Source organism: Shewanella eurypsychrophilus (genome assembly GCF_007004545.3).
GTDB classification, from domain to species: domain Bacteria; phylum Pseudomonadota; class Gammaproteobacteria; order Enterobacterales; family Shewanellaceae; genus Shewanella; species Shewanella eurypsychrophilus.
Window position 1 is genome coordinate 2,783,389 of sequence record NZ_CP045503.2, and the last position, 18,133, is coordinate 2,801,521.

At 44.7% G+C, this 18,133-nt stretch carries 13 protein-coding genes and 1 tRNA gene; 6 read left to right on the plus strand and 8 right to left on the minus strand.

The features are described 5' to 3' along the window. Window positions 1-43: 43 nt before the first annotated feature. Together FM038_RS11770 and punR are read right to left on the minus strand one after the other, a co-directional pair. On the minus strand, window positions 44-703 hold the full coding sequence (locus FM038_RS11770; RefSeq protein ID WP_142874886.1) for a Bax inhibitor-1/YccA family protein: 660 nt from the start codon (window positions 701-703) through the stop codon (window positions 44-46). A gap of 204 nt (window positions 704-907) precedes the next feature. Continuing rightward, complete coding sequence (gene punR, locus FM038_RS11775; protein ID WP_142874887.1) at window positions 908-1,810, minus strand: DNA-binding transcriptional activator PunR; 903 nt, start codon at window positions 1,808-1,810, stop codon at window positions 908-910. 128 nt (window positions 1,811-1,938) lie between these two features. On the opposite strand from punR, the gene punC reads away from it, so the two are divergent. The 3 genes from punC to FM038_RS11790 all read left to right on the plus strand — a co-directional run bounded on the left by punC (window position 1,939) and on the right by FM038_RS11790 (window position 4,725). Beyond that, window positions 1,939-3,198 carry a purine nucleoside transporter PunC gene (punC, locus tag FM038_RS11780; protein WP_142874888.1) on the plus strand — a complete coding sequence of 420 codons (1,260 nt, stop codon included), beginning with the start codon at window positions 1,939-1,941 and terminating at the stop codon, window positions 3,196-3,198. A gap of 142 nt (window positions 3,199-3,340) precedes the next feature. Further along, window positions 3,341-3,431 (plus strand) — tRNA-Ser (locus FM038_RS11785). 439 nt (window positions 3,432-3,870) lie between these two features. Further along, a complete protein-coding gene (locus FM038_RS11790; RefSeq protein ID WP_142874889.1) occupies window positions 3,871-4,725 on the plus strand; it encodes an META domain-containing protein in 855 nt (284 codons plus the stop codon). Between the two features lie 133 nt (window positions 4,726-4,858). On the opposite strand, the gene FM038_RS11795 is transcribed toward FM038_RS11790, so the two are convergent. From FM038_RS11795 to FM038_RS11805, 3 genes are all read right to left on the minus strand, one after another. After that, entirely contained in the window at window positions 4,859-8,077 is a 3,219-nt protein-coding gene (locus FM038_RS11795) for an efflux RND transporter permease subunit (RefSeq protein WP_195873266.1), read from the minus strand. 3 nt (window positions 8,078-8,080) lie between these two features. Further along, entirely contained in the window at window positions 8,081-9,274 is a 1,194-nt protein-coding gene (locus FM038_RS11800; RefSeq protein ID WP_142874890.1) for an efflux RND transporter periplasmic adaptor subunit, read from the minus strand. A 459-nt stretch (window positions 9,275-9,733) separates the two neighbouring features. Then, entirely contained in the window at window positions 9,734-10,723 is a 990-nt protein-coding gene (locus FM038_RS11805; RefSeq protein ID WP_142874891.1) for a DUF4382 domain-containing protein, read from the minus strand. 357 nt (window positions 10,724-11,080) lie between these two features. Here FM038_RS11805 and FM038_RS11810 point away from each other — a divergent pair, with 357 nt between their 5' ends. Continuing rightward, window positions 11,081-11,455: a cation transporter gene (locus FM038_RS11810; protein ID WP_142874892.1), complete on the plus strand. Its 375-nt coding sequence runs from the start codon at window positions 11,081-11,083 to the stop codon at window positions 11,453-11,455. Window positions 11,456-11,459: 4 nt separating this feature from the next. Here the strand turns inward: FM038_RS11810 and FM038_RS11815 are convergent, their stop codons facing one another. Next, window positions 11,460-12,713 (minus strand): Y-family DNA polymerase, encoded by a 1,254-nt coding sequence (locus FM038_RS11815; protein ID WP_142874893.1) that lies wholly within the window; start codon window positions 12,711-12,713, stop codon window positions 11,460-11,462. Window positions 12,714-12,762: 49 nt separating this feature from the next. Then, window positions 12,763-13,182, minus strand: coding sequence for a LexA family protein (locus tag FM038_RS11820; RefSeq protein ID WP_142874909.1), 420 nt, complete (start codon window positions 13,180-13,182; stop codon window positions 12,763-12,765). 207 nt (window positions 13,183-13,389) lie between these two features. On the opposite strand from FM038_RS11820, the gene FM038_RS11825 reads away from it, so the two are divergent. Both FM038_RS11825 and FM038_RS11830 read left to right on the plus strand, forming a co-directional pair. Further along, window positions 13,390-14,196: a substrate-binding periplasmic protein gene (locus FM038_RS11825; protein ID WP_223293058.1), complete on the plus strand. Its 807-nt coding sequence runs from the start codon at window positions 13,390-13,392 to the stop codon at window positions 14,194-14,196. A gap of 229 nt (window positions 14,197-14,425) precedes the next feature. Beyond that, window positions 14,426-15,346: a manganese-dependent inorganic pyrophosphatase gene (locus FM038_RS11830; RefSeq protein WP_142874894.1), complete on the plus strand. Its 921-nt coding sequence runs from the start codon at window positions 14,426-14,428 to the stop codon at window positions 15,344-15,346. Between the two features lie 114 nt (window positions 15,347-15,460). Here the strand turns inward: FM038_RS11830 and FM038_RS11835 are convergent, their stop codons facing one another. Continuing rightward, entirely contained in the window at window positions 15,461-17,875 is a 2,415-nt protein-coding gene (locus FM038_RS11835) for a Lon protease family protein (protein WP_142874895.1), read from the minus strand. Window positions 17,876-18,133 lie beyond the last annotated feature (258 nt).

The following is an 18,133-nucleotide window of genomic DNA, read 5'->3' on the forward strand; positions in this document are numbered from 1 at the left end:
CCTAAAAGTAGGACCATTTTAACTCAATTAAATTTAATTGGTATTAGTCATCGTTGCCGATGCCCATTAAATGCAGAAGGCTGATGAACAGATTGAGAAAATCTAGGTAAAGCGAGATAGTTGCGCGGATATAGTTAGTTTCACCACCGTTAACGATGCGGCTTGTATCGTACAAGATAAAACCTGTCATTAGCAGCGCAATCCCAGCGTTAAGTGCCATAAACACCATACCGTTACCCAGGAACATGTTAACCAGCAAACCAACCACCATGATGACTAGGCCAGCAATTAGAAAGCCTCTCATGAAAGAGAAATCTTTCTTGGTGGTAATAGCATAACCAGATAAGGTAACAAAAATGATTGAGGTTAATCCCAGCGCTTGCATGATCAGTTGTGGTCCGTTAGCCATACCGGCGTAATGGTTCAAGATATAACCCAGTGAAGCGCCTTGCATACCGGTAAATGCGAATACCCAGAAGATCCCGGCACTGGAGTCGGCCTTTTTTAGGGTAACAAATAATAACACTAAACTACCGATTGATAATCCAAGTGACATCATCGGCCCGATAGCCAAAGCCATTGCCAAACCTGCACATACCGCAGAGAAAGCTAACGTCATCGAAAGTAGCATATAAGTGTTTTTTAGAAGCTTATTCACTTCCAGTGTGGAAGCTCCTGTTGAATACATTGTTTGTTGCGTCATAAATCTCTCCAGTGACCCTTGAAATCGAGTGTTTTTCTTGATGCTTGTAATTAGATAGTGATTAAGTGAAAGAGTTCCATGTTCTTTGATTAACCCCTATACATGTAGGCAAGTAATTGAATCATACCTTAGCTTGGTAGGGGGTTAAAGTCACAAAGTGTATTTTGCCTCTTCAAGTGGCAAATTATGCGAGCGTTTCCCTATTTATAGAAACCAATCATGGTGTAGCTTCTTACTGTCGCCTAAATAATCGAGTACCCAAGACATGGCTGGCGATTTATTTGCGCCATTCCAAGCCATACAACATGGGCTAGGGGCCTTAGGTCGCTCTATCTCTTTCTGTATTAAGGCGCCTGTTTTGATAAATGGCTCGGCAAAGTGCAAAGGGATATAACCAATCCCCAAGCCTTCACGAAAACAATTAATGGCTCGGATCCAATCAGGAACCACTAAGCGTCTTTGATTTTCTAACAACCAAGTCATTCGTTTGGGGATCTCTCGAGAAGTATCCTCAAGACAAATAGTGGGGTATTCACGTAGTTCATCATCCATGAGTGGTCTATCTATCTGAGCTAAAGGATGCTTCTTGCTGACAATAAAGGCCCACTCTATTTCACCCATATCTCTGAAATGATAATCTCCGCCGACAGGGATAGCAGTCGTGGCCCCGATAGCAATATCACTACGACCACTGGCAATTGACTCCCAAACGCCATTGAAGACTTCAATACGGATAATTAGTTCTATATTTGTAAAATTACGGTAAAAGTCAGCAATGAGTACACTGATCTTGTCTGCCCTGACTATATTATCAAATGCTATAGAAAGAGTAGGTTGCCAACCATTTGCAATACGCTTGGTATCATCTTTTATTGCTGCCATATTAGTCAGCACCTTGCGAATTTGTTTAACAAAATGCTCACCTGCAGGTGTTAAACTCACACTGCGATGATGGCGTTCAAATAAACTGACGCCTAAATCGCTTTCTACTTGTTTTACTGCATAACTGACTGCTGAAGGTACTTTGTGCAATTTGTTAGCTGCAGCCGTGAAACTACCTACCCGCGCGACCATATCGATTAGTTGCATAGATTGTTCAGAAAGCATACTCGCATTTCCCTGCTGTGAGTTTTTTTGAAGGCTGATATCAAAATTAAACGTTTCACTTCAATTTAGCAAGTGTTTAGACTGCGCAGCCCATTAATTATCTTTAGACTTTATCAGTAGTTATTTTTATGAATTCAGTATCCGATACCAAATATTATTTTTTCCTATCTTACTTAGCTTTACTTAGCATGCTAGGTTTTATTGCAACCGATATGTACTTACCTGCATTCAAAGCAATCGAAATCAGTATGCAGGCAACACCATCTCAGATCGCCAGTTCATTAACAAGCTTCCTGGCTGGTTTAGCCATCGGCCAGTTACTCTACGGGCCTTTAGTTCAACGCATAGGTAAACGTTATGCGTTACTTGTAGGCTTATTCATCTTCGCCATCGCCAGCTTTTCAATTGCATCGAGTGAATCTGTGCTGGCATTTAATATCTCTCGTTTCTTCCAAGCTCTGGGTGCCTGTAGTGCCGGAGTTATCTGGCAAGCGATTGTTATTGAAAAATATGACGCTGCCAAAGCGCAAAATGTGTTCTCTAATATCATGCCGCTGGTTGCCTTGTCTCCGGCGTTAGCACCTTTGCTAGGTGCATTTGTATTGGATATCACGGGTTGGCAGAGCATATTTTTACTGCTGACAGGTTTAGCCGTGATTTTAATGCTAATGACTTTCGTGTTTGTTCCTAAAGAAAAAAAACCTACTGGTACAGAAGCCAAGCCATCAGTAATGTCATATTGGGGTTTACTCAATAATCCTAAATATTTAGGCAACGTGATCATATTCGGTGCTTGTTCAGGTGCATTTTTTGCGTACTTGACCGTTTGGCCGATAGTGATGGAGCAGCATGGATTTGCTGCAAAAGAGATAGGTTTAAGCTTTATACCACAAACAATTATGTTCATTGTGGGTGGCTATGCCAGCAAAACCTTGATCAGAAAAGTGGGGGTTGAATCCGCGTTATCTGCACTATTAAGCTTATTTGCAATTTGTGTTGTCGCAATCATCGCTAGCACGCTTGTTTTCTCATTCAGCAGCATTCTGCCTCTGTTAATCTCATTTTCAGTTCTAGCGGCCGCCAATGGTGCAATATATCCAATTGTGGTTAACAGTGCTTTACAAGAGTTTACTCAGCATGCGACAAAAGCTGCTGGTTTGCAGAACTTCTTGCAGATCAGCATCGCCTTTGGCGCGTCAAGTCTAGTGGCTATGTGGGCATCATTGGGTGAGCTGGCAATAGGCTGGGGGATATTGCTTTGCTCTGTCGGTGTACTATTGGGCTATCTACTTAGGAAAAATAGTTCTTGGTCACAAGTAAGAGCAAACTTTGTTACGATCGATCCTGCTCGAATTGCAATTAACTGTGATGAGAACGAACCTAAGTAATCAATAGCAGTTAAAAGGCAGTTAAATAATAGACGAATAGCGACAATATTGAGCGGTCAGTCACTTAGTTAGGCTTTATGGTTAAAAAGTTTATTTAAGCACTTTACAAGTTCCCTGTGTCGCTATATTATTCGCGGCGTTCGGAGAGATGGCAGAGTGGTCGAATGCACCGGTCTTGAAAACCGGCACGGGTTTATAGCCCGTCTAGGGTTCAAATCCCTATCTCTCCGCCACATTCAGATGAAGCCCCTAGCAGAAATGCTAGGGGTTTTTTCGTTTAGGAAAGAAATAGTTTGATAGAGAGATGAACCCTTGGGTTCCTAATATAAGATCGCTATCTCTCCGCCACATTCAGAAAAGCCCGTTATCGAAAGATAGCGGGCTTTTTCGTTCTTACTTTTAAATATCGGAATGTGTCCCTCGTGTTCCTATTGTTTAAGTCAGCTATCTCGTCGCTATTTTTAAGAACGTTTAAATTTTAACAGTGTGTAGTAGCATCATCATATCTGTTACTTCTTGTGTAACCATAAGTTTTCATAGGGTATTATATTGTTAATTTACTCAGCTTTTGGCTGTATTATCTTGTTATTTAGCTCGTACTGGTTCAATCTTTGTTTTTTTACAGAATGACATCCATTTCATCCTGTAGCGGTACATAAAAGGAATTACTTTATGAAGTTTAGAATGAACAAACTCGCCTTAGCATCCTCGGTCTTACTTTCTGCTTTCGTATTACAGGCATGTGATAGTGGCTCTACGACGCCAAGCCAAGATACAGCGACAGCTGAAAAACAAGTCACAGCTGAGGTCACCGCAATGAAAACTTTGGATATCAATGTTATCTATTTAGACCGTAGAATGTTGCCACCTAATGCAGTACTCGAGGTGACACTGGAAGATATTTCTAAGGCCGATGCAGCCTCAGAGGTGATTGCCACTCAGTCTTTAACAGATATAGGTACACCACCTTATGCCGTGGGTATCGAATACGATGCCAGTAAGATACAAGATAGACACAGATATAGCCTGCGCGCGACGATTAAGGTCGAAGACAGCTTAGTGTTTACATCGACGACTAACATAAACCCATTCGCCGAAGGCCAGAGTAAGCCTATCGAGATTAAAGTGGATCGAGTCGCTCGTGCAAAGACAGCCGAGTCTGATAAAAAAGCCAATGCCGAGTTTACCAATACTTATTGGAAATTGATGAGTCTGGGTGAGAACCCTGCAAAATTAGGCGCTGGTGATAAAGAACTCTTTATCCAATTCGTCGCTGAGAAAAATGTCATCAAGGGTTTCTCTGGTTGTAATAACTTCACCGGCGCTTTCGAGGCGAATCAAGGTAAGTTAACCATGGGGCCGGTAGCGGGTACACGTAAGATGTGTATGCAAGGTATGGATCAGGAACAAGCATTCCTTCAATCTATCGGCGAGTTTGCCAGCTACAGCGTCAATGGTGAAGCACTGACAGTGAAGAGCGATAAGGGCGTTCTAATCGCAACTTTCGAGTCTCGTTACATGAACTAGTCTTTTTTGACAAGTCATAGCTCTTTAATACCAGGAATATAAACATAAAAATGCCGCTCTGTTTCCAGAAGCGGCATTTTTGATTTAGTGTTAAAGCCTTAAGTTAATACCAAAGCTTCACATAAGCTGAATATTATTTTATCAACTCTGGCTCCATGGCGTGATCATCGTCATGCTCAACACGAGACTTGCTGCCGACCAACTTTTTAATATCTTCAATAGCGAGATACAAGCAAGGGATCAGCATCAGAGTGACCACAGTGGCAAACAGAACACCGAAGGCGAGGGAGGTCGCCATTGGGATCACCATTTTCGCCTGCATACTGGTTTCAGTCATGATGGGCATCAAGCCGATAAAGGTGGTCAGTGAGGTCAGCATAATGGCTCTGAAACGTCTGCAACCCGCCTCAAGTACCGCCGTCTTCATCGCAATGCCTGTCTCTCTAGACTTATTAATGTAATCCACCATCACCAGTGAATCATTCACCACGACACCCGCTGCGGCGATGATACCGAACAGAGAAAGAGCACTTAAGTCGATTCCCATGATCATATGACCGAGTACTGAGCCAATGACGCCGAAGGGAATGACTGCCATGATCATTAAGGGTTGGGAATAGGATTTCAGTGGTATGGCCAACAGGCTGTAAATGATCAACAAAGAGATGATGAAGTCTCTTAACTGAGTCTTAGCGCTGTCCATCTGTTCCTGAATATTACCCGACACTTCACTTTGTACTCGTGGATACTTCTTTAGCAGCTGAGGCATAAAGTTATCACGAATGTCCTGAGCCAGCTTGAAAGGTTCGGCCTGATCGGCATCGACAGAAGCCCAGACATTGATGGTACGGTTACCGTTTTCACGGCGAATGCCATTGACCCCTTGAGTGACTGTGATATTAACCACTTCCGAGAGTGGCACTTCGGCGCCTTGTGGGGTGACAATCAATACTTCGCTGACCTGAGCGATAGAATTACGCTCTCTTTCGGGATAGCGCAGCATCACCTTTATCTCTGAGCCATGTCTCAAGATACGTTGAGCTTCCAGACCATAGAAGCTATTACCCACTTGAGAGGCTATGTCGGCTAAGGTGAGACCCAGACCATAGGCCTGAGGTTTGAGTTCAAACTGCACCTCTTTCGCGCTGGATTGACGACTGTCGTTGACATCACCCACCCCCTTGAGGGAGTTAAGCTTAGCCTTGAGTTCATTCGAAGCGGCAATCAATTGTTGCTCATCTTTTCCTTCCAGGCGGAAACTGATGTCACCATCGTCACGACCACCACCGAACAAGTTATCCTGAATTTCGAATGACTTCATTCCTGGTATGAGGGGCATGGCTTGACGCCATAGCTCAGCAAGCTCGAAGGTATCTAAGGGCCTAAGCTCGGGATCCACCAGCTTGGTCATGACTTCTGCCGAAGTACGCCCCTTAAGATCGACCTGCATGTCTGAGATCATGCCCTGACCATATTGCTCCTCAAGCTGCTTATCTACGTTATAAATAGCTTTCTCGATAGCGAGCGCCGCAGATAATGTCGCTTTCTCAGAAGCATCCACGTTCATCTCGAAGTTCACCCGAGGAAAATCATGGGGGATCTTAGGCTGTCCGATGAAGCGGATCATGCCACCGGCGTATAAACCTGCACAGATCAGTATAAAACTGATAAACAGCATAATGACCGTATAGCGATACTTGACTGCACTGGTGAGCGTCGGGCGGTATATATTCTGAATAAAATGTTGTAGACCCGTATCGACCTTGCCTTGAATAAAGTTAACGCCATTACGTAACCAATCCAAAGGATTTTTAGAGCCTGGTTTCACCTTGGTTCTAGGCTTCATTCTGGCCAAGTGTGATGGCAAGATGAGCTTTGACTCGACTAGCGAAAATATCAGGCATAAGATCACGATATAGCCTATGGCTTTACCGAAAGCGGAGGAGGGACCGTCATCGAGGGTCAGTGGCAAAAATGCCGCTATGGTGGTCAGTACGCCAAATGTTGCAGGCATGGCAACCCGCTTGACACCGCGGATTACATTTTCCAGACTCTGCCCATTTTGTTCACACTCATCGTGGGCGCTTTCACCCATGACAATGGCATCGTCCACCACGATGCCCAGTACCAAAATGAAGGCGAACAGGCTGATCACGTTCACTGTGACATCGATCATTGGCATTGGCATGAAGAGCAGGGTGCCGAGGAAACAAACCGGCAGACCCATCATGACCCAGAATGCCAGACGCACCCGCAGGAACAGGGCTAACATCATAAAGACAAGTACCGCACCGGTTTTCATGCTATCTAACATGAGATCTAAACGGCCTTCCAGGTAGTAGGTCATGTCAACCCAGGTCTCTAGCTTAAGCCCGTCAGGTAGTGCTTTTTGCTTCTCGGCGACATAGGCTTTAACGACCTCGGCCACATCTGTCATGCTTTGATCGTTCGCGGCACCGATAAAGAAGGTGACCGAGTTCTTACCGTTAAACTTTGAGTATTGAATACCTTCTTGAAAACCATCGATAACCGTAGCGATATCACCTAAGAGCACATTGGTACCATCTTGCAAGGTGATTAAAGGCAGGTTCTCGAACTCGTAACCTACGTAGGCCTGATTTTGAATTCTGAGGTTGATGTAACCGTTCTCGGCGCGGATCTGACCCGCCGACATGTTACGGGAGAAACCACGAACTGCCTTGGCGACATCGTTAAACGTGAGTCCAAATTCACGCAACCTGTCTCGACTGACTTCGATGGCTATCTCATAATCCAGTCCGCCGTAAAAATCGGTGATGTTAACCAAAGGCAATTGCATTAACTCATCATGAATTTTCTCACCCAGTACCTTAAGTTGTCTTGGTGTCATATCACCGTACAAGCTCATGTAGAGCACTTCTTGGCGCAGTTTAATACGCTCAACTTTTGGCCTTTCCATGCCATCGGGGAAACTGGATATCGAGTCTATTTCTGATTTGATCTCATCGAGTACGATTTGAGGATCGTAAGAATCCTCGATTCGAAAATAGCCAGTGGCAGAGTTACGATTAGAATAGGTGATCACCCGTTTGAGGCCTTGTACACTCTCAAGGGCTTCTTCAACCTTTATGGTGATCCCTTCCTCTACTTCTTGGGGGGCCGCGCCAGGATAGAAGGCATTAAATTCGACCCAGTTGATCTCTATCTGAGGGAAAAACTGCTTACGTATCGTATCGGCGGTCAAGAGACCACCTATGATAATGATCAGCATCAAGAGGTTAGCCGCAACACTGTTGCGGGCAAACCAGGCTATGATGCCCGTTTGTGTATCTTCGTGGGGTGTAGGTATCTGAGGCTCTTTGTTATCTGACATGGATTATTCCTTCTCTTCCATGGCGAGCTGCGTCTTAGACTCTTCGGAGTCATCGTCTTGCTGCAGCAGTTTGTCTTCCGGTAGCGCGAGTTGCATCCCTTCGACCGGATAATCGAGGGCTGAGGTGATCACATTCATGCCTTGATCTAATCCTTCGGAGATCACCACTTCGGCGCCGAATTGACGGATAACGTTAACCGTTTTATAGGTGAGCTTTTTATCATCACCGAGTACGGCAATTTGCCCGTTAACAATCAAGTGTCTCGGCAGCACAGTGACATCACCTGCCTGAGTGCCAGCAATGTTGGCGGTAACATAGGTACCAAATCTGAGTTCGCTCTTTTTGGATGCTAAACCATAAGGATCCAGGACTTCGGCGACCAGATAGGTCATGCGACTGAGTTTATCGACAACCCCTTCGCTACGTACTATGGTGCCGCTCCATTCTTGCTGTTTGCCACCTAAGTCGGCAACGAGAGTCACTTGGGCATGCTTACCTTTATTGATCAGGTATTGGATCTCTTTATCTGCCAAAGGCAAACGAATTTCGGCTTTATGGGTACTTAATACCTTACCAAGGGGAGTTCCCATGCTCACATAAGAACCTAATCCAATGTTGCGACTCTCAATGAGGGCATCATAGGGCGCCTTGATCACCGTACGTTCGACGTTGCGAATAGCACGTTTAAGGCCTGCTTCGGTAGAATTAAGTTTGGCTATCTCTTGGGCGAGCTGGGGTTTACGTAGACTTAGCTCAGAGGGGACGCCATTCTTAATGCGTTTCCACTCCTCTTCGGCGACCTTTCCGAACGCTTTTTCCTGCACTAAAGTCGCTCTTGCCGAGGCAAGGCTCGCCTTAGCATCGATAAGGTCGGCGTCGTAATCACTGGGATCTATTTTGGCGAGAATATCGCCTTTCTTAACGAAGCCCCCACGAACGAAGGTTTCGGACAAGTAAATGATCTCGCCGTTAACTTGAGAAACCAGTTCAGTTTCATACTTTGCGTTGACCACGCCGTAAGAGCTGACTGTAAAGGTCATAGGGCTGAATTCAACCTGTTTAACGGCAACCAAAGGCGTATTGTCTACCGCTTCCTTCTCTTGGGGGGGCTGCTTCAATGCTGATATAGCAAGGAAACCACCGATCCCGAGGGATAATACGACAATAGGCAAAATAATCTGTTTTTTTGTAGCCACGAACACTTCCTCTTGTTGAAGCCTGGATTTTTGTTTTACAGCAAAGTAAGCTATTTTAGTGACTTGGCTTACTTTGCTTATACATCGGCGAAAGAATTTTTAACTGCTATATGTTAAATGATCTGGATCAATGTTACATCTTGATTGTGTAAAAATGTATGTCATTGATGTAACTGAGCTAGGTAGGAGTTGTTAGATTACTTTTCGATGTTAATAGCATGATTTTAAAGGGGTTGTTTTTATCTCTTATTTAAACCCCTTGTTAACACTTGGTTAGCCTTTTAGTTGGGACGTTACTCTATATTGAAATAACGGGTCTGCGCGTCATAGTAGAAGGTAGAGTAGAGAGTAAAAATTGGACTTCTATATTATAAGAAGCCCGAATTCACACTCATTTATTTACCGTACCTAGCCACCATGGTGACCACCTCAATGGTGACCACCTCAATGGTGACCACCTCAATGGTGACCACCTCCATGATGGCCACCATTGCCATTGCCGCATTGATGAACCGTTTCTTGCCCGCCCTGAGAACCTGTTTCGATGGTGATAGAGCCAGAATCTTTAAACATCACAAACGTGCCATTACTGATATCATCGGTTATTGGATCATCCAGATGTCCCAAACAACTGTAGCCTACTCGGTATTCGCCCGCCGGCAGGTATCCCATGGCGAAGTGCCAGTTACCGTCAATATCTTGCATCATAGGACTTACCGCAGAAGGCGTTGTACGTTCAGGTGCAGTCATCGTTGCCATATCTGCCATCTGAGTTATGCCAGTGACGGTATTGGGATATAGATAAGCTAAATGGGTAAACTGACCACCTATGGGATCTGTGCTTGAGTATGTGGATTCGCAGTCTGCTATCCATTGAGGGTCGACTTCTCCTATTAAGTGGCCCATATAGCGGTTGTCAACACTCCACATTCCTTCATGGTTCAGCTGATATTGCCCTTGATGATATGAAAGCCCGCGATAGAGGTCTATCTCCATCGTGAGTGAAAGATGTTGGCCTTGGACTAAATCAAAATCCATAACGGGAAGTCGTCCATCAGTCACATGAAGACCGTGGCGTCCCTGACCATCCTCTACGTAACAACTCTGATTGCCGTCTCCCTGGCGAGTCGTGATATATACATCATGGTAATTTCCCTCAGGAAACTCGATGCCAGAGATCACACTGTGACTGTCCATCCCCTGAAAATCCAGCAGGTTAAATGTCATACCTTGCAGATCATGCTTGTGTATGACACCAGCAGCATCAGTCATAATGAGCTCATTCAAAACTAAGCCTAAATGTGACACTCCAGTCATGGGGGAGTCTGAAATGCCCAAGGACAACTGACCCGTTGACAGTACAGGTTCATTTTTAGGATCGGTGCCATCACTTCCACAGGCACTGAACAGTAGGAAAGAGGATACTAAGAGTGCAGAAGTTGTTTTCATTGTGGGGTCTACTTTATATGAATTTTTTCTAATGCTACTCCTTTGTAGGTGCTGAATTTTGATCTGTATCAATGATGGATCAAAGGTTGACCGCGTTACGACTAAGGTCTAATTGCTGGCGTTAGGTTTGTTTTGCTGTGATAAGCCGAGTGAAAATGGCATAAGCTTTGATATGGTAATGACTGAGTAAAGTGAGGTTGCACTGCGAAATTGAACTTGTTTCGCCGTTATTGATCTGTGTCAAAATTGAGTTGAAATAGTTAAAGTCCTGTTCTTTTCTGTGAGATGATGATTTGGTCCCTTACAAATAATTATAAAATCAGCTATTTCTTTTAGAACCTAAATGAGGAATGTCAAATGAGTGATTTAGACCACAGAGGCGGTGTTAAAGAAGTTAACCTTGTTGTCAGGCATTTAAAATTAGAGGGGATCACAGCTAAGAATAAGCAAGTCATCTTAGATAAGATCGATCGAATTATCGGCATTGATAGTGTGTCATTTGATGAGGACACGGCGACATTAAATTTGGCTTATGATGCGACACATTGTGATCTTGACCTGTTTCAGCAACTTATTCAAGAGGAAGGGGCTGACTTATCTCATAGTATGTGGACCAGAGTGAAAGAGGGTTATTACAAATATGTCGATCAAAATGTAAAAGACAATTCTGAGCATGATCCCTATTGCAATAATGCTTTACCTAAGGCTCTACCAGGAAGCAGGAAACATTAGTTAATCAACACTTAATTTTAGGGATATCTTGCCAACAAGTGGTGTATTGTGGCGTCAGCAATTCTCGCCTCATGTGCCATTTGGGCGTAATGCCTTGGGCCGCCATAAACACTGAGTGAGAGCCGTATCTATGGTTAAGTGAATCATAGACCTTCATTAGTTCGGGGTTTCTAGGGCTGGCAAAGAGATCCAATTGATTATTGGTTTCATTACTTAAGTCAATCAAACCCACACCCACTTTATAATAGCGAACTCCAGTGCGAAAATGTTGCTTGGCAATACGAGAAATGACTTGAGTGATCTCACCTATTTCATTGGTAGGGAAGGCGAATCTATGGGTGAACTTAAATCCTGTGGGCTGTTCGTCATAGGGAGAATTCGAAGCGAAAACAATCATCACCGAGCATAGCGAGTCTTGCTCTCTTAACTTGCTGGTGGCTATATCGGCATGTTTACTGAGTGCTTGCTGCAGCGAGGTACAATCAGTGATCCGCTCTCCCATGCTGCGGGTAGAGAATATCTGCTGTTTATCTGCTCTGGCCTGATCCCAACCCTTGCAAGGTTCCCCATTAAGTTCTCGTACCGTACGCTCCATCTCGATACTGAACTGTTTCTTGGCCAGTCCAGGTGCCATTTGAGAGAGTGCGTAGGCCGATTTAATTCCCATCAGATCCAGCTTATTCGATAAGCGCCGACCAATGCCCCAGACATGACTTGGCTTTATCTGCGAGAGAATCGCTTTTCGTTGGGCCGAGTTATCGATGACACAGACTCCATTGTAGTCTGCGAGTTTCTTAGCGGCATGATTGGCTATCTTAGCTAAAGTTAAGGTTTCGCCCATGCCCACAGACACGGCTAATCGGGTTTCTTTCCATACTGCACGCCTTATCATTTCCCCCTGTTTTATCAGGCAAGGAATGGCGGGATAACAGCGCTTAAATGACAGAAATGATTCATCGATGCTGTAAATATGCTGTTCGGGAGCGAAACGGCCAATGACTTCCATCATATTATTGGACAGTGAACCATACAATTCATAGTTTGAGCTAAGGGCAATAACGCCGAATCGGTCACATTGAGCTTTTATTTTAAAATAAGGCTCAAACTTGGGGATCCCAGCATCGATAGCTTGGCGATTTGCCGCCACAATACAGCCATCGTTATTTGATAGTACGACAATTGGACGGCCACGCCATTCGGGACGAAATACTTGCTCTGCGCTGCAATAGAAAGAGTTTGCATCGACTAAGGCAAACATAAGCGTTTCATATGATTATTGCAGTCAATTATTTTCAATGAAAACCATCCTATTTGCGCATTGGTGTATTTGTCAGCAGCGGGTTAGGGCGATGGCAGCGAATGGAGCGGATCACGACGCCTTCGACACTGAATTGGTCATACTCATGTATGGCAACAGGTTGATTTTCTTCATTAGCAGAAAGTAATAATCGCCGTTTGGTATCAATTATTTTGCAAACAAAGTTACCGTTGTAATTTGCCACTATCACATCTTGGTTTTGCACTTTTACATGCCTGTCTACGATAAGGATATCACCGTCATAAATGCCGACATTCTGCATTGAGCCTCCATTGGCTTGGCCAATAAAGGTGGCGCTGGGATGCTCTATGAGTAACTCATCTAAGCTTAAGGGCAATTGCTTGTAATCGGCAGCTGGGCTCTCGAAACCAGTAATACCCGCACTGGCCGATATAGAGATCACTTTCATCATGGTTACTTCACTGTTAACTGTATGTTTATACAGTGATAAGTTTAGCAGTAATCTTCATGTAGGCAATCTTTTTCGATCTGCTGTTTAGCCCTTTTGAGAACTAGGCTGCATCTCCTTGTATTAAAAAGCAGAAATAGTCGATGTAAACTACATTTATAAACAGGAGAGGCGTTTATGAGTGTTTGAAACTAATGGAGGAGTACCGTGAAATGTTTTCAGATGTTGATGGCACTTAGCCTATCCTTGTGGTTATCGACAATGGTGTTAGCCGAAGATATCGAGGTGACTATTTATGCCGATGCAAATTATCCACCTTATTCCTACTTCGAAGAGGGGGAACTGAAGGGCATTTACACTCAAATTATCAAGGTCGGCGTGTCGCGAATGAAAGGCTATAAGGTTAATCTTGTCGCCGTTCCTTGGAAGCGAGGCTTGCGCTTAATTGAAAATGGTGAAGGTTTTGCCATTTACCCTCCCTATTTTCATCTCGAAAAAAGACCTTATATCTGGCCTTACTCTATGCCTATCTTGGATGAAAGAGTGATTGTCATGTGCCGAGAAGAGCTATTTTTCAGGGCGCTGAGGTTGAATTGGCCTGAAGATTATTATGGACTCGTTATCGGTATTAACGCGGGGTTTCATTTAGGAGGCGACGCTTTCTGGCAAGCGGTCAAGGAGGGAGAAATCAGTGTCAGCGAGGTGAAAGGAAACCGAGAAAACATTTTACAGTTGGGGCTTAAGCGTATCGATTGCTATCTCAATGACAGGATCTCTATTTTGTGGGAGCTTAAACAACTCAAGTTAACTGGCGAGTATGATGAAGCTGGTAAACACGTAGTGCTAATGGAAGGTGCCACAGTGAGTATAGAGCAAGGCTTTGTCGGTTTTACCAACATGGATAAAGGAAAGTACCCATTTAAAGAAGATTTTAAGAAGCAACTCGATAGCGCTATATACAATATGCGCAGAACAGGTGAAATGCAAAAAATCGTCAACGACTTTTTGCGCTAAGCTCGGGTACAAAAATTCTACCATTTCGTCATCAATGTGCCTTTAATTGAAAAACTGAGGTACAAATCACTCCTGCTACAAGGTCTCGCTACCTGCGACTTTCGACATTTTTTGCTTAGCCACTCACTTAACTTCATGATTAAACCTGCTCTGGCATGCTTATTGTCAGTTAATGTTTTTCAAATGAGATGAATTTGGTAGAATAACGGTAATTAAAGGAGAGTTATCAATGTCAGTTTATGTAGTGGGCCATAAGATCCCAGATTCAGATTCAATTTGTGGTGCTATTGCACTTGCACACCTTAGAAATCAGATCGGTGAGCCGTCTATTCCTGCTCGTTTAGGTGAACTATCACCTGAAACCGCATTTATCTTAGAAAAATTTGGTTTTGAAGCGCCAGAATTTAAAACCAGCTATGCCGGTGAAGAGGTCTTTATCGTCGATCATTCTGAGCTGACTCAAGCGCCGGATGATATCGCCGAAGCGACAATCGTTGGAATTGTTGATCACCATAAGCTAGGTGATTTAACCACATCGACGCCATTAGAGTGTTGGATCCGCCCTGTGGGTTGTAGTAATACTATCATCAAGATGATGTACGATTTCCACAATGTTGAGATCACCAAAGATATCGCTGGCATCATGATGTGTGCAATTTTGAGTGACACGGTTATTTTTAAATCTCCTACTTGCACAACTGCCGATATCAAGTGTGTTGAAGCGTTAGCTGAAATCGCTGGCATCGAGGACTTTAAAGAGTTGGGCATGGATATGTTCAGAGTTAAGTCTGCAGTCGAAGGTACACCAGTACGTGATCTTGTTATGCGTGACTTTAAAGACTTCAAAATGAATGGTCACCTAGTCGGTATCGGTCAATTGGAAGTTATCGATTTAGCCGTTTTTGATGATATAAAGGTTGAACTAGAAGCTGATATCGCAGCATTAAAAGCTGAAGGTGGACGCCATAGTATGTTATTGCTATTGACCGACATCATGAAAGAGGGCTCTGAGCTATTGATCGTCAGTGATGATGCGACTCTGACCGAGCGTGCCTACGGTAAGACTACCGAGAATGGCCGCGTGTGGCTAGAGGGTGTATTGAGCCGTAAGAAGCAAGTTGTGCCTCAGCTACAGGAAGCACTGGCTTAAACTGATCTTTATAGACAGTTAACCACTGTTAAGTAAACAGAATTGAAAGGCCGAAACAGCAATGATTCGGCCTTTTATTTTGTCCGTGGAATGCTTGGTTTTAAATGCTCACTCTTAAGTTGAGGCTGGAGATGTCTCTCTTAGTTTACTCAAGCGTGCTTGGGCCAGACCTAATACCGAATCTGCTGGATGCTCATCGAGCTGCTTCGACTTTCTGTCTAGATTAATCCCGGACTCGATACCTGTCAGCAACTCGATGGCCTGACTGACATGGTCAATGGCCCAGATATTAAATTTGCCTTTCTTGACCGCCTCGACAATGTCGCTACGCAGCATCAGGTTCTGCATGTTCGTCTTAGGAATAATCACCCCTTGAGTGTTAGTACGTCCCTTGATAGTGCAGACATCGAAGAAGCCTTCTATTTTCTCGTTAACACCGCCGATAGGCTGGGCTTCACCGAACTGATTCATCGAGCCTGTGATGGCGACATCTTGTCTGATCGCCTGATTAGAAAACGAAGACACTATGGCACACAGTTCGGCCATGGTGGCGCTATCACCATCGACACCACCGTAAGATTGCTCGAAGGTAATATGGGTGGTGAGGGGGATCTTGGCGGTCTTCCCCAGCAAGGATGCCAGATAGGCCGATAAGATCATCACGCCCTTGGAGTGTAGGCTACCGCCTAAGTCCACTTTTCTCTCTATGTCGAACACCTTGCCTTCACCGAATGCCGTGGTTGCCGTGATGCGGTTCGGCGCACCGAACTGATGATCCGAGGTCGCGATAACCGACAGTGCATTGACCTGTCCGACGACATGATCTTTTGTGCTGATAAGAGTGGTGCCTGTAATGAAACTCTCCATCACATTGTCTTTGAGTCGGCATACGCGCATCTCATGATTGTGCAGGGCCTGCTCGACATGGCTGGCGCGGATCATGTTGGCATTGACAGCGCGAGCGCAGTAATTAGACTCTCGTAGCAGGTTGGCAATATCGGCCGAGTGCAGGGAGAGTTTGTTCTGATCATCGGCCTGACGAGAACTGAATTCTATGATGCGTTTTATGGCATTGCGATCACAATGCAGCATCTTGTTGCCATGGACGATACTGGAGATAAACTTGGCGTATAGGGCCTCAGATTTCTCGGTACGTGGCATCACATCTTCAAAATCTGCGGTCACCCTAAACAGTTCACTAAATTCGGGATCATAATGCTGCAGTAACTGATAAGTCTGATAATCACCGAATAAGATGATTTTTACATCCAGAGGAATAGCCTCGGGATCCAATGAGATGGTGCCAGACAGGGTGACTTCGCGTTCGAGGGAACTCAGACTGAGCTTGCGCGAACGAAGGGCACGCTTAAGGCCGTCCCACACATAGGGCTGTTCCAATACCTTGGCGGCATCTATCATCAGCACGCCGCCGTTGGCCTTGTGCAGACTGCCGGAGCGGATCAGTGAGAAATCAGAAAAGATGGTGCCCTTGAAGGTCGCATTCTCTATATAACCGAAGATGGAGTGATAGTTGGGTGACTCCTCGACTATGATAGGCATCTTGCCGTCGTCTTGATTGACCAGCACATTGACCTGATAGCGGCGGGGCATCTTTTTGTCTAAAGAAGCATAAGAAAGTGCCAGTTGCTCCTCGTTATCTTCGAGAAATAGATCTAAGTTATCGAGAATGTCTTTATGCATAGCACCAAGATAGCTCTTAACGGCCGGAATGGCGCTGTATTTATCCTTGAGCTTAGTCATCAGGTGGCTGAGAACATCCTGAGCCACCTGCTCATCTTGCTTCTGTTGCTTGTCAGAGTATTCCTCTTCCCACACGGTAAATTGACGGATTATGACTCTGAGCTTAGATTCGAGTTCGACGATAGAGGTTTCTAAGGCATCTTGCTGTTTCTTGGTCAGGGCCTTAAATGTCTCGTCGGTATGGGCTTCCTCACCGTTCATGGCCACAAGCTCATAACTGCCCTGGGCCGTGATGGTCAGGCTGATACTGGCATCTTTGGCTTCCTTAGTGAGGCCTGTAAGTGCAGATTCCTGCCTGTTCGACAGTTGACTCTTGAGCTTCTCGGCGCTGGAATAATACATCTCATTGTCGAACGCCAAAGGCAACGCCTTGGTCAGCTTGATGATGAACTTCTCGACATCTTTCTTGAACTCGATCCCCGAGCCGGCCGACAGCTTCAGCACCTTAGGCACTCGGGCTTCATCGAAGTTAATCACATAACACCAGTCATGAAGAGTATGACCGCGGCCGTTGGGCTCGTGACGATTGAGATAACGCATCACCATGGTGCGCTTACCCAAGCCGTTACGGCCGATGGCGTAGATGTTATAACCTTTGTCTGGCATGGACATGGCAAATTCGACGGCTTGTTGGGCGCGTTCCTGTCCGACAATTTCATCCAGGGGAGTTAAGTGTTTAGTCGACTTACAATCGGCCTCCAGGCCTGATAGCTCAGAACTGCGGTAAAGCTGGTCACTGCTTAGAGGGGATAACGGAGATATTGGCATAGGCAACCTCGTATATGACTCTTGATGATTTCAGTGTAGGCATGAAGATTTGAAATTTCAGTAGTTAATTTCGATAGTTAGCGAATTCTAGCCAATAAAGTGTTTAAGCGCTCATTTTATAAACACTCAGGTGGGTTTGTCGACAAAATAGATAGGGAAAAGCAGAGAAGCCGATCACTCAAATAGCTGATGACAGTGTTTATTTTAAATTAGGAGCTGTTGGATTTTATGATTACGACGCAAAAATAGCGGAGCTTT

What these genes read in the sequence shown, in the direction of transcription:
- FM038_RS11770 (WP_142874886.1), bottom strand. Translation starts at nt 703, where the DNA reads ATGACGCAACAAACAATGTATTCAACAGGAGCTTCCACACTGGAAGTG.
- punR (WP_142874887.1), bottom strand. Translation starts at nt 1,810, where the DNA reads ATGCTTTCTGAACAATCTATGCAACTAATCGATATGGTCGCGCGGGTA.
- punC (WP_142874888.1), top strand. Translation starts at nt 1,939, where the DNA reads ATGAATTCAGTATCCGATACCAAATATTATTTTTTCCTATCTTACTTA.
- FM038_RS11790 (WP_142874889.1), top strand. Translation starts at nt 3,871, where the DNA reads ATGAAGTTTAGAATGAACAAACTCGCCTTAGCATCCTCGGTCTTACTT.
- FM038_RS11795 (WP_195873266.1), bottom strand. Translation starts at nt 8,077, where the DNA reads ATGTCAGATAACAAAGAGCCTCAGATACCTACACCCCACGAAGATACA.
- FM038_RS11805 (WP_142874891.1), bottom strand. Translation starts at nt 10,723, where the DNA reads ATGAAAACAACTTCTGCACTCTTAGTATCCTCTTTCCTACTGTTCAGT.
- FM038_RS11810 (WP_142874892.1), top strand. Translation starts at nt 11,081, where the DNA reads ATGAGTGATTTAGACCACAGAGGCGGTGTTAAAGAAGTTAACCTTGTT.
- FM038_RS11815 (WP_142874893.1), bottom strand. Translation starts at nt 12,713, where the DNA reads ATGTTTGCCTTAGTCGATGCAAACTCTTTCTATTGCAGCGCAGAGCAA.
- FM038_RS11820 (WP_142874909.1), bottom strand. Translation starts at nt 13,182, where the DNA reads ATGAAAGTGATCTCTATATCGGCCAGTGCGGGTATTACTGGTTTCGAG.
- FM038_RS11830 (WP_142874894.1), top strand. Translation starts at nt 14,426, where the DNA reads ATGTCAGTTTATGTAGTGGGCCATAAGATCCCAGATTCAGATTCAATT.
- FM038_RS11835 (WP_142874895.1), bottom strand. Translation starts at nt 17,875, where the DNA reads ATGCCAATATCTCCGTTATCCCCTCTAAGCAGTGACCAGCTTTACCGC.